General features: G+C 55.8%; 11 protein-coding genes. 7 read left to right on the top strand and 4 right to left on the bottom strand.

The annotated features are described in order from the left end of the window. The first annotated feature begins 12 nt into the window (after window positions 1-12). Window positions 13-672 (top strand): bifunctional tRNA pseudouridine(32) synthase/23S rRNA pseudouridine(746) synthase RluA, encoded by a 660-nt coding sequence (rluA, locus tag USG84_RS09805; protein ID WP_151413487.1) that lies wholly within the window; start codon window positions 13-15, stop codon window positions 670-672. 29 nt (window positions 673-701) lie between these two features. Here the strand turns inward: rluA and djlA are convergent, their stop codons facing one another. Further along, entirely contained in the window at window positions 702-1,517 is an 816-nt protein-coding gene (gene djlA / locus USG84_RS09800) for a co-chaperone DjlA (RefSeq protein WP_061099256.1), read from the bottom strand. Between the two features lie 239 nt (window positions 1,518-1,756). Between djlA and lptD the strand changes: the two genes are divergently transcribed. The 6 genes from lptD to apaH are packed head-to-tail and all read left to right on the top strand — an operon-like array spanning window position 1,757 to window position 8,510. After that, window positions 1,757-4,132 carry an LPS assembly protein LptD gene (gene lptD / locus USG84_RS09795; RefSeq protein WP_151413486.1) on the top strand — a complete coding sequence of 792 codons (2,376 nt, stop codon included), beginning with the start codon at window positions 1,757-1,759 and terminating at the stop codon, window positions 4,130-4,132. Between the two features lie 53 nt (window positions 4,133-4,185). After that, window positions 4,186-5,472, top strand: a complete 1,287-nt coding sequence (surA, locus tag USG84_RS09790) for a peptidylprolyl isomerase SurA (protein WP_253540671.1) — start codon at window positions 4,186-4,188, stop codon at window positions 5,470-5,472. Continuing rightward, window positions 5,472-6,458: a 4-hydroxythreonine-4-phosphate dehydrogenase PdxA gene (gene pdxA / locus USG84_RS09785; protein WP_253540668.1), complete on the top strand. Its 987-nt coding sequence runs from the start codon at window positions 5,472-5,474 to the stop codon at window positions 6,456-6,458. Before surA ends, pdxA begins: the two co-directional genes overlap by 1 nt. After that, on the top strand, window positions 6,455-7,276 hold the full coding sequence (gene rsmA, locus USG84_RS09780) for a 16S rRNA (adenine(1518)-N(6)/adenine(1519)-N(6))-dimethyltransferase RsmA (protein ID WP_028015479.1): 822 nt from the start codon (window positions 6,455-6,457) through the stop codon (window positions 7,274-7,276). Before pdxA ends, rsmA begins: the two co-directional genes overlap by 4 nt. 3 nt (window positions 7,277-7,279) lie before the next feature. After that, the gene (gene apaG / locus USG84_RS09775; RefSeq protein ID WP_014882505.1) at window positions 7,280-7,657 is read left to right on the top strand and encodes a Co2+/Mg2+ efflux protein ApaG; all 378 of its coding nucleotides are present in this window, start codon (window positions 7,280-7,282) and stop codon (window positions 7,655-7,657) included. A gap of 4 nt (window positions 7,658-7,661) precedes the next feature. Then, window positions 7,662-8,510 (top strand): bis(5'-nucleosyl)-tetraphosphatase (symmetrical) ApaH, encoded by an 849-nt coding sequence (gene apaH / locus USG84_RS09770; RefSeq protein ID WP_061099260.1) that lies wholly within the window; start codon window positions 7,662-7,664, stop codon window positions 8,508-8,510. 59 nt (window positions 8,511-8,569) lie between these two features. Here apaH and folA read toward each other — a convergent pair whose 3' ends face one another. The 3 genes from folA to kefF all read right to left on the bottom strand — a co-directional run bounded on the left by folA (window position 8,570) and on the right by kefF (window position 11,552). Next, window positions 8,570-9,049: a type 3 dihydrofolate reductase gene (gene folA, locus USG84_RS09765; RefSeq protein WP_006173915.1), complete on the bottom strand. Its 480-nt coding sequence runs from the start codon at window positions 9,047-9,049 to the stop codon at window positions 8,570-8,572. 114 nt (window positions 9,050-9,163) lie between these two features. Continuing rightward, window positions 9,164-11,029: a glutathione-regulated potassium-efflux system protein KefC gene (kefC, locus tag USG84_RS09760; RefSeq protein WP_061099261.1), complete on the bottom strand. Its 1,866-nt coding sequence runs from the start codon at window positions 11,027-11,029 to the stop codon at window positions 9,164-9,166. Next, the gene (kefF, locus tag USG84_RS09755; RefSeq protein ID WP_061099262.1) at window positions 11,022-11,552 is read right to left on the bottom strand and encodes a glutathione-regulated potassium-efflux system oxidoreductase KefF; all 531 of its coding nucleotides are present in this window, start codon (window positions 11,550-11,552) and stop codon (window positions 11,022-11,024) included. Before kefF ends, kefC begins: the two co-directional genes overlap by 8 nt. Window positions 11,553-11,557: the final 5 nt, after the last annotated feature.

Genomic DNA, 11,557 nt, shown 5'->3' with positions numbered 1-11,557 from the left:
ACGGAGCGCAAAATGGTGATGGAGCCGTATAATCCGCCGCAGGATCCCTGGCTGGTCATTCTGTATCAGGATGAACACATTATGGTGGTCAACAAGCCGAGCGGCCTGTTGTCCGTGCCGGGCCGTCTGGATGAGCATAAGGACAGCGTGATGACGCGCATTCAGCGTGATTATCCGCAGGCCGAGTCCGTCCATCGCCTGGACATGGCCACCAGCGGCGTGATTGTGGTGGCGCTGAATAAAGCGGCGGAGCGCGAATTAAAGCGCCAGTTCCGCGAGCGCGAGCCGAAAAAGCAGTATGTGGCCCGCGTATGGGGCCACCCGGCGCAGGCGGAAGGGCTGGTGGATTTGCCGCTGATCTGCGACTGGCCGAACCGGCCAAAGCAGAAGGTGTGCTATGAAACCGGCAAGGCCGCGCAGACCGAGTATGAAGTGCTGGAGTACGCGCCGGATAACTCCGCGCGCGTCCTGCTTAAGCCGATTACCGGACGTTCACACCAGCTGCGCGTGCATATGCTTGCGCTGGGTCACCCGATTCTGGGCGACCGGTTTTACGCCCCGCCGGAGGCCCTGGCGTTAGCGCCACGCCTGCAGCTCCATGCGCAGACGCTCACCATCACCCACCCGGCCTTCGGTAACGCGATGACGTTTAAAGCCCCGGTGGACTTCTGAAAAAAAGCCCGACATCGTCGGGCTTTTTCTTATTTGAAACCTTTCTTCTCTTTAATGAGCTCGTACGCCTTCTGGATTTCCTGCGCTTTTTGCTTCGCCATCTCCATCATTTCCGGCGGTAAGCCTTTCGCCACCAGCTTGTCAGGATGGTGCTCGCTCATCAGCTTACGGTAGGCACGTTTAATCGTGGTCTGATCGTCCGTGGGCTTCACGCCAAGCACGTTACAGGCATCTTCCAGCGTCGGACCACGCTGCGCCTGCTGCCATGCACCGCCGGAAGACTGCTGGTGATAGCCGCCGCCAAACTGGGCGCCGCCCTGCATCATGCGCAGGAACTGGTCAAACTGCATGCGGGAGATGCCCAGCTCTTCCGCGATAACGTACAGGACATCACGTTCATTCGGGTGAAGCGAGCCGTCGGCAAACGCCGCCTGGATTTGGATTTCCAGAAACATCCGAATTAAATCAAAACGTCCGAAGCAGATGCTGCGGAACTGGCGCATCTTTTCACGCAGCGGATAATTGTCGGATTTACCGATACGAAATGCATTCTGCGCCGCCAGGCGGGACTCACCGTGCAGGTTCATGCGATCCATAAAAACGCTGGCAACCTGAATATCCGCTTCGGTCACGCGGCCTTTGGATTTGGTTAAGTGCCCCATCACCTCAAAGGTGGTGGAGAAAAAGAGCGACTGGCGCTCGCGCTGGTTGGCAAACCAGGCCATTTTGCGGCTGCGTGCCTTATCAAACATATGGCCAATGATAAGCCCAAGCACAATTCCCCAGAACCCGGCACCCATGATGATGGCGAACGCAACGCCGATTATTTTACCCCAATACTGCATATACTCCCCGGATAGTCATATTCCTTGCCGACGCAACGTCATCATCACAGTGTTCAAGCCACGGTCAATTGAAGGACATCGCCTATAATTTGCTTTATCATACTCGTCATTCGATAGCGAGCCTAACACTCTGGCGCGCAAACGGGCAGGATTAACGCTGGTACTGCGCTGATGAGTAAGATAGTCTCTGAGCGTTTGTAAGCCGTAGCCACTGATGACGGAACAATAAAATATAACGTATGAAAAAACGTATCCCCACCCTCCTGGCCACAATGATTGGCTCCGCCCTGTACAGCCAACAGGGGCTGGCGGCCGATCTCGCCTCGCAGTGTATGCTTGGCGTCCCAAGTTATAATCGCCCACTGGTGGAGGGCGATACAAATAGCTTGCCGGTAACCATTACTGCCGATAGCTCCAAAGGTACTTATCCTGACAATGCCACGTTTACGGGCAATGTGGATATTAACCAGGGCAATAGCCGCCTGCAGGCGGATGAAGTGCAGTTGCACCAGAAGCAGCCGGAAGGCGCGGCCGAGCCGGTACGAACGGTGGATGCGCTGGGTAATGTGCACTATGACGACAATCAGGTCATCCTGAAAGGTCCGAAAGGCTGGGCAAACCTGAATACCAAGGATACTAACGTCTGGGAAGGCGATTACCAGATGGTAGGTCGCCAGGGACGCGGTAAAGCGGACCTGATGAAACAGCGCGGTGAAAACCGCTATACGATTCTGGAAAATGGTTCCTTTACATCCTGTCTGCCGGGTTCAAATACCTGGAGCGTGGTCGGGAGCGAAGTTATCCATGACCGCGAAGAGCAGGTTGCGGAGATCTGGAACGCCCGCTTTAAGCTGGGCCCGGTGCCGGTATTCTACAGCCCTTATCTTCAGCTTCCCGTGGGTGACAAGCGTCGCTCGGGCTTCCTGATCCCAAATGCCAAATACAGCACCTCGAACTACTTTGAGTTCTACCTGCCGTATTACTGGAACATCGCGCCCAACATGGACGCCACGATCACGCCGCACTATATCCACAAGCGCGGCAACATCATGTGGGAGAACGAGTTCCGCTACCTGACTCAGGCCGGTGCAGGCCTGATGGAGCTGGATTATCTGCCGTCGGATAAGGTTTTCCAGGATGAGCATCCTACAGAAGGCGATAAACACCGCTGGCTATTCTACTGGCAGCATGCCGGGGTGATGGATCAGGTGTGGCGCTTTAACGTTGACTATACCAAAGTTAGCGACTCATCTTATTTTAACGACTTCTCGTCTAAATACGGCTCGAGCACGGATGGCTATGCCACGCAGAAGTTCAGCGTAGGCTATGCGGTGCAGAACTTTGATGCAACCGTCTCAACCAAGCAGTTCCAGGTATTCTCTGACCAGTCCACCCCTACCTATGGTGCAGAGCCGCAGCTGGACGTTAACTGGTATCAGAATAACGTAGGTCCATTCGACACCCGGGTTTACGCTCAGGCGGTACATTTCGTGAACACGGATTCGGACATGCCGGAAGCCACGCGTGTTCATATAGAGCCGACGATCAATCTACCGTGGTCTAACGACTGGGCAAGCCTGAATACCGAAGCCAAGCTGATGGCGACGCACTATCAGCAAAAAAATGTTGATAATTACAACACAGCTAACAATGCGCATCTGGAAGAGTCGGTCAACCGAACGCTTCCACAGTTCAAAATGGACGGCAAGCTGATCTTCGAGCGTGATATGGGCCTTCTGGCGGATGGTTATACCCAGACGCTTGAACCGCGTATGCAGTATTTGTACGTGCCGTATCGCGATCAGAGCAATATTCAAAACTACGACTCTTCTTTACTGCAGTCTGACTACAGCGGCCTGTTCCGTGACCGTACTTACGGCGGTCTGGACCGCATCGCATCCGCTAACCAGTTAACGACCGGCGTCACAACGCGCGTTTATGATGATGCCTCCGTTGAACGTTTTAACGTTTCTGTTGGTCAAATCTACTATTTCACCGAGTCTCGCACCGGCGATGACAACATTCAGTGGGAGAAAGACAACAAAACGGGATCGCTGGTATGGGCGGGAGATACCTACTGGCGTATGACCGATCGCTGGGGTCTGCGTGGCGGAGTGCAATATGATACTCGTCTCGACAATATTGCTAATAGTAGCGCGGCCATAGAGTATCGTCGTGATGAAGATCGTATGATTCAGCTAAGCTATCGCTACGCTAGTCCGGAATACATACAGGCGACGCTTCCGAAGAGCAACGATCAGAACAGCATTAATTACTGGAAACTACCGCAATATTCAGACGGAATTTCTCAGGTTGGTGCGGTAGCAAGCTGGCCTATCGCCGACCGCTGGTCAATCGTAGGCGCTTACTACTTTGACACAAACGCGAACAAGCCAGCTGACCAGATGGTGGGTCTGCAATATAACTCCTGCTGTTACGCGCTGCGCGTCGGTTACGAGCGTAAGCTTAACGGCTGGGACAGTGAAAACAATCAGGGCAAATACGATAACGTGATTGGCTTTAATGTCGAACTGCGCGGCCTGAGCTCCAACTACGGCCTTGGCACGCATCAGATGCTGCGTTCGAACATTCTGCCTTACAGTAGTTCTTTGTAATGTGCTTGATTTACAACGTAATCCGCTTTGCGGTTAATTGAAATGGAAAAAGTATGAAGAACTGGAAAACGCTGCTGCTTGGTGTCGCTATGGTTGCGAATACCAGCTTCGCGGCCCCCCAGGTTGTTGATAAGGTCGCCGCTGTCGTTAACAACGGCGTCGTGCTCGAAAGTGACGTTGATGGTCTGATGAAATCCGTGAAGCTCAATTCGGGCGAAGCGGGTCAGCAGCTTCCGGATGACGCCACGCTGCGCCACCAGATCCTGGAGCGTCTGATCATGGATCAGATTATCCTGCAGATGGGTCAGAAAATGGGCGTGAAGGTGACTGACGAGCAGCTCGATCAGGCTATCGCTAACATTGCAAAACAGAACAACATGACGCCGGACCAGATGCGCAGTCGTCTGGCCTATGACGGTATCAGCTACGCTACCTACCGCAACCAGATCCGTAAAGAGATGCTGATTTCGGAAGTGCGTAACAATGAAGTGCGTCGTCGCGTCACGATCCTGCCGCAGGAAGTTGACGCGCTGGCAAAACAGGTGGGCAACCAGAACGATGCGAGCACAGAGCTGAACCTGAGCCACATTCTGATCCCGCTGCCAGAGAACCCAACGTCCGATCAGGCTGCGGAAGCAGAAAGTCAGGCACGTTCAATCGTCGACCAGGCGCGTAACGGCGGCGATTTTGGCAAGCTGGCTATCACCTACTCCGCTGACCAACAGGCGCTGAAAGGCGGCCAGATGGGCTGGGGACGTATCCAGGAGCTGCCGTCCATCTTTGCTCAGGCGCTGAGCACGGCGAAGAAAGGCGATATCGTGGGTCCAATCCGTTCAGGCGTGGGCTTCCACATTCTGAAAGTGAACGATCTGCGCGGTCAGAGCCAGAACATCTCCGTGACTGAAGTTCACGCTCGCCACATTCTGCTGAAGCCGTCACCGATCATGACTGACGATCAGGCGCGTGCGAAGCTGGAGCAGATTGCCGCGGACATTAAGAGCGGTAAAACCTCGTTTGCCAATGCAGCGAAAGAGTTCTCTCAGGATCCTGGCTCTGCGAACCAGGGCGGCGATTTGGGCTGGGCGGCTGCGGACATTTACGATCCTGCCTTCCGCGATGCGCTGATGAAGCTGAATAAAGGCCAGATCAGTGCTCCGGTTCACTCTTCATTTGGCTGGCATCTGATCGAACTGATGGACACCCGCAACGTGGACAAAACGGATGCGGCGCAGAAAGACAGAGCCTATCGTATGCTGTTTAACCGTAAGTTCTCTGAAGAAGCGGCAACCTGGATGCAGGAACAGCGCGCCAGTGCTTACGTGAAAGTCCTGAGCAACTAATGAAACCGCATCGTGTTGTTATCACGCCCGGCGAACCCGCCGGGATTGGGCCTGACCTCGTCGTCCAGCTCGCCCAGCGCAGCTGGCCGGTAGAACTGGTTGTCTGCGCGGATGCAACACTGTTACAGGACCGGGCGAATCTGCTCGGTCTGCCTTTAACGCTCATCCCCTACGTTGAAGGCCAACAGCCCGCACCACAGCAGGCCGGTACGCTCACTCTTCTTTCTGTTCCCCTTCGTACACCCGTTGTTCCTGGCCAGCTCAGCACGGAAAACGGCCACTACGTCGTGGAAACCCTTGCCCGCGCCTGCGACGGTTGTCTGAAGGGCGAATTTGCCGCTCTGATCACCGGCCCCGTGCATAAGGGCGTCATCAACGACGCGGGCATCCCCTTTACCGGGCATACTGAGTTCTTTGAAGAGCGCTCGCATAGCCCGAAAGTGGTGATGATGCTGGCGACAGAAGCGATGCGCGTTGCTCTCGTGACCACCCATCTGCCGATCAGGGCCATTCCTGATGCCATCACCCCGGAACTGCTGCGGGAGATCATCGGGATCCTGCATCACGACCTGCAAACGAAGTTCGGCATCAAGCAGCCGCACGTTCTGGTCTGCGGCCTGAATCCGCACGCGGGTGAAGGCGGTCATATGGGCACCGAGGAGATCGACACCATTATTCCGGTGCTTGAAGAAATGCGCGCCAAAGGGATGAATCTCAGCGGGCCGCTGCCTGCGGACACCCTTTTCCAGCCAAAATACCTGGATAATGCCGACGCCGTCCTCGCGATGTACCACGATCAGGGCCTGCCCGTGCTAAAATACCAGGGCTTTGGCCGCGGGGTGAATATCACCCTCGGTTTACCCTTTATTCGAACGTCCGTTGACCACGGCACTGCGCTGGATCTGGCAGGCCAGGGGAAAGCGGATGTCGGCAGTTTTATTACGGCGCTTAATCTCGCCATCAAAATGATTGTTAATACTCAATGACTAATCGAGTCCATCAGGGCCACTTAGCCCGTAAACGCTTCGGGCAAAACTTTCTCAACGATCAATTCGTGATCGACAGCATCGTGTCTGCTATTAACCCGCAGAAGGGTCAGGCTATGGTCGAAATCGGCCCGGGCCTTGCCGCACTGACCGAGCCGGTAGGCGAACGCCTTGACGAGCTGACCGTTATCGAACTGGACCGCGATCTGGCCGCACGCCTGCAAACGCACCCGTTCCTCGGGCCAAAGCTGACCATCTATCAGCAGGATGCCATGACCATGAACTTTGGCGAACTGTCGGAAAAAATGGGCCAGCCGCTGCGCGTGTTCGGCAACCTGCCATATAACATCTCCACGCCGCTAATGTTCCACCTCTTTAGCTATACTGATGCCATTGCTGACATGCACTTCATGTTGCAAAAAGAGGTTGTTAACCGTCTGGTTGCAGGGCCGAACAGTAAAGCGTATGGTCGTTTAAGCGTGATGGCACAATATTACTGCAACGTGATCCCGGTACTCGAAGTACCGCCATCAGCGTTCACGCCGCCACCGAAAGTGGATTCTGCGGTTGTGCGCCTGGTGCCGCACAAAACAAAACCGTATCCGGTTAAAGATCTGCGCGTACTGAGCCGCATCACCACGGAAGCCTTTAACCAGCGCCGTAAAACGATCCGTAACAGCCTGAGCAATTCGTTTACCGTTGAGGTGTTAGCAGAGCTGGGGATCGACCCGGCAATGCGTGCGGAAAACATTTCCGTAGAGCAGTACTGCAAGCTGGCTAATTACATCAGCGAAAATGCGCCGCCGAAGGAGAGTTAAGCCATGATTGATTCGCCCCGCGTATGTGTCCATGTACAAAGCGTCTATGTTGAATCGCAATCCTCACCGGATGAAGAGCGTTTTGTCTTTGCTTACACCGTGACCATTCGCAATCTGGGGCGGATGCCCGTGCAGCTGCGCGGGCGCTACTGGCTTATCACCAACGGCAATGGCCGCGAAATTGAAGTTCAGGGTGAAGGTGTGGTCGGTGAACAGCCCCACATCGCCCCTGGCGAAGAGTATCAGTATACCAGCGGCGCGGTAATTGAAACGCCGCTGGGTACCATGCAAGGCCATTACGAAATGGTCGACGTCGATGGCAACGTGTTCCGCGTTGCTATTCCTGTGTTCCGTCTCGCCGTAACCACACTCATTCATTAATCTAATGTCTACATATCTGATTGGCGACGTTCACGGTTGCTACGATGAACTGATCGCATTGTTAAAACAGGTCGACTTTACGCCAGGACAGGACACGCTCTGGCTGACGGGCGATTTAGTCGCGCGTGGCCCGGGCTCGCTTGAGGTTTTACGTTTCGTCAAATCGCTGGGCGACAGCGTTCGCATGGTGCTGGGCAATCACGATCTTCACCTGCTGGCCGTATTTGCCGGGATCAGCCGCAACAAACCTAAAGATCGCCTCTCTCCCCTGCTGGATGCGCCAGACGCGGACGAACTGATTAACTGGCTGCGCCGTCAGCCTTTACTGCAGGTCGATGAGGAGAAAAAGCTGGTCATGGCCCATGCCGGGATCACCCCGCAATGGGATCTTGAGACGGCTAAAACCTGCGCGCGTGACGTTGAGGCGGTGCTGGCGAGCGACTCCTACCCTTTCTTCCTTGATGCCATGTACGGCGATATGCCGAACCACTGGAGCGAGGATCTCAGCGGTCTGGCCCGCCTGCGCTTTATCACCAACGCTTTCACCCGCATGCGTTTCTGCTTCCCGAACGGGCAGCTGGACATGTATTCCAAAGAGACGCCGGAAAGCGCACCTGCCCCGCTCAAACCGTGGTTTGCCATTCCTGGACCAGTGACAAGCGAGTACAGCGTCGTCTTTGGCCACTGGGCTGCGCTGGAAGGAAAAGGCACGCCGGACGGGATCTACGCTCTGGATACCGGATGCTGCTGGGGCGGAGAGTTAACCTGCTTACGCTGGGAAGATAAAGCTTACTTTGTGCAGCCGTCCAACCGACAGCTGGACTTAGGAGAAAATGAGGCCGTCGCCTCCTGACTATTAAACCGCACCGAACAGTCCCCTCTCCCCTTTGGGGAGAAGGTTAGGAAAATCACTTAACGACGTTCCAGAATTTCGAAGCAGTAGCTGTGTGAGTTCTGCGCATCCGCATCGTGGAATTCACTGAACACGGACTCCCACTCGTCCGGATCGTAATCCGGGAAATGGGTGTCCCCTTCCACTTCTGCATCAATGTGGGTCAGATACAGCTTCTGCGCTTTAGGCAGGAACTGCTCATACACGCGACCGCCGCCGATCACCATGATCTCTTCGGCGTCACCGCAGGCGGCAATCGCTTCATCAACCGACTTAACCCATTCGACGCGATCGTCAGTGCCCGGCTGGCTACTGATAACGATATTCTTACGGCCCGGCAATGGACGACCAATCGACTCCCAGGTCAGGCGGCCCATCACTACCGGCTTGTTTAACGTAGTACGTTTAAACCATGCGAGATCGGCAGGCAGGTTCCACGGCATGGCATTTTCCATACCGATAACGCGGTCTACCGCCAGCGCTGCAATCAGACTGATCATTGAAAATTTCCCGGATGCAAAAAATTGCCGCCACTATACGGAAAGCTTAATCTTTCGTCGACTGGCGGCAGAGTAAAGATACAGAAATTTTTTATTATTGCTGGCAACTCCACTTCACGCGGAAGGTTTACTCTCAGGCTCGTCAGCCGGATCGCCGGTATGCTTGCCCTCTTCCGTGCCCTGCCAGCCATGACGCTGGATCAGCGACAGGTGATTACGGTCCTCATTAATGATTTCTGTAAGCATCGCGCTGGTGCGTTTAAACACCGCCGCACGCTCCGTGGCCGTGCTGCCAGCCATCGCCACCATCTCTTCCACCATACCGGTGTTAAAGCGGCGGAACAGGTCCGCACGTTCGCGCGCTTCATACGCGCCAAGCCCAAGATTCTCCAGCGCCATGCGGCCAGACTTCAGCGCGCCTTCGAACGTTTCACGCTCCGGTGCCTCTACGCCCGCCTGACGCAGCCGGATGTAATGATCCACATCGCGCGCGCGGGAGATAATGGTCAGCCCCGGGAAATGCTCTTTTACCAGCTCCACCATCTGCATGCTGGTCTCAGGATCGTCAATGGCGTTAATCAACACCTCGGCTTTTGCCGCCCCGGCGGATTCGAGCAGATCGACGCGGGTCGCATCGCCGTAAAACACCTTCATATCAAATTTACGCAGGGTATCGACATGGTCGGGGTCGTGATCGAGGATGACCATTTTCACCCCGCTCGACAGCAGTAAACGCCCCACGATCTGCCCGTAGCGGCCAAACCCGGCGATGATAACGCGCGGCTGCTCCTCGTCGATCTCGTCGGCTTCGCGCTCCTGCTCGCTGCCCGATTTTTCGAGACGCGTCAGCACCACCAGCAGAACAGGCGTTGCCGCCATCGACAGCGCGACCGCCAGCGTCAGCGCTTTCGCCCACTCGGGATCGAGCACGTTTGCCATCTGCGCGGCGCCAAAGACCACGAAGGCAAATTCGCTTCCCTGACCCAGCAGCACGGCAAACCAGCGGCGCTGCTTGTTCGGCACCTTCAATGGGCGCGCAATCAGCCACAGCATCGCCATTTTAATGACCAGGAAACCGACGAGCAGGATGACGATCCGCAGCGGGTGCGTGACCAGCGTGCCGAAGTCGACGGACATCCCCACCCCGATGAAAAACAGCCCCAGCAGTAATCCTTTAAACGGCTCAATATCGCTTTCGAGCGCGTGTCGATATTCAGAGCTCGCCAGCAGAACGCCCGCAAGGAATGCCCCCATCGCCATCGACAGCCCGGCTTCCTCCAGCAACAAACCAAAGCCAAACACCAGGAACAGCGCCACGGCACTGAACACTTCGCGCAGGCCTGAGCGGGCCACAAACCGCAGCAGCGGACGGGTCACGTAGCGGCCAAGCAGGACCACCAGCGCCAGCGCTCCCACGACTTTTAATGCCGACAGCGCAAAAGCACCCAGCGTGGTGGACGAGCCGCTTGCCGCCAGCAGCGGGATCATCGCCACCAGCGGAATAGCAGCGATATCCTGGAACAGCAACACCGAGAACGCGCTGCGCCCCATCTGAGAGACCGTCAGGTTACGCTCGTTCATCGCCTGCATGGCGATGGCCGTTGAGGAGAGCGCCAGCGTCATGCCGATGAGCTCCGCCACTTTCCAGTCCATGCCCAGCAGGATGCAGAACCCACCGAGCAGCAGGCCGCAGGCCACCATCTGCAATGCCCCGCCGCCAAATACCGAGGCGCGAAGCTTCCATAACCTCTGCGGATCCAACTCCAGGCCAATCACAAACAGCATCAGCACAACGCCAATTTCAGCGAAATGGAGGATCGCCTCCGCATCCGTGACCAGTCGAAAGCCCCACGGCCCAATGACGCAGCCCGCAATCAGGTAACCGAGAACAGAGCCCAGCCCCAGACGTACCGCCACTGGCACAATCAGCGCCGCCGCGCCGAGATAAATCAGCGCCTGTATCAGCGTATGGCTATCCATGATGCGTCTCCTGCCACTCAAGCAAGCGTTGTTTATAATGGCGAGCCTGCGCCTGCAGCGTTTCATCGTCGCAAACAAAGGTGCAGTGCATCGCAAAAGGCGGAAGCCAGTTTAGCCCGCAGTAAAGCGCCGTGGCCTGCAGCGGCTGCGCCAGCACGTCAAAACCCGGGAAGGCACCAATATCAAAGTGGCTTTCCCCACCGCCGGTGGTAACCGCCCACATCAGGCTTTTGCCTTTTAGCGCATGGCCGTTGTGGCCATACGCCCAGCCGTGAGAAAAGACCTTATCAATCCACAGTTTCAGGAGCGGAGGCGTGCTGTACCACTGCATAGGATGCTGCCAGATAATCAGATCGGCACGGGTGAGCGCCTCCTGTTCGGCGGCGATATCGAGATTAAAATCGGGATAGAGTTCATAGAGGGAACGTATCTCTACGTTATCAAGCGTCCTTACCTGCTCAAGCATCCGCTTATTCGCATGCGAATGGTGCGGATAGGGATGCGCATAAATTATCAGAATCATGAATA

This window comes from Enterobacter sp. 168J2 (genome assembly GCF_034107265.1).
Lineage (GTDB): Bacteria > Pseudomonadota > Gammaproteobacteria > Enterobacterales > Enterobacteriaceae > Enterobacter > Enterobacter nematophilus.
This window is presented reverse-complemented; position numbering and strand designations above follow the sequence as displayed.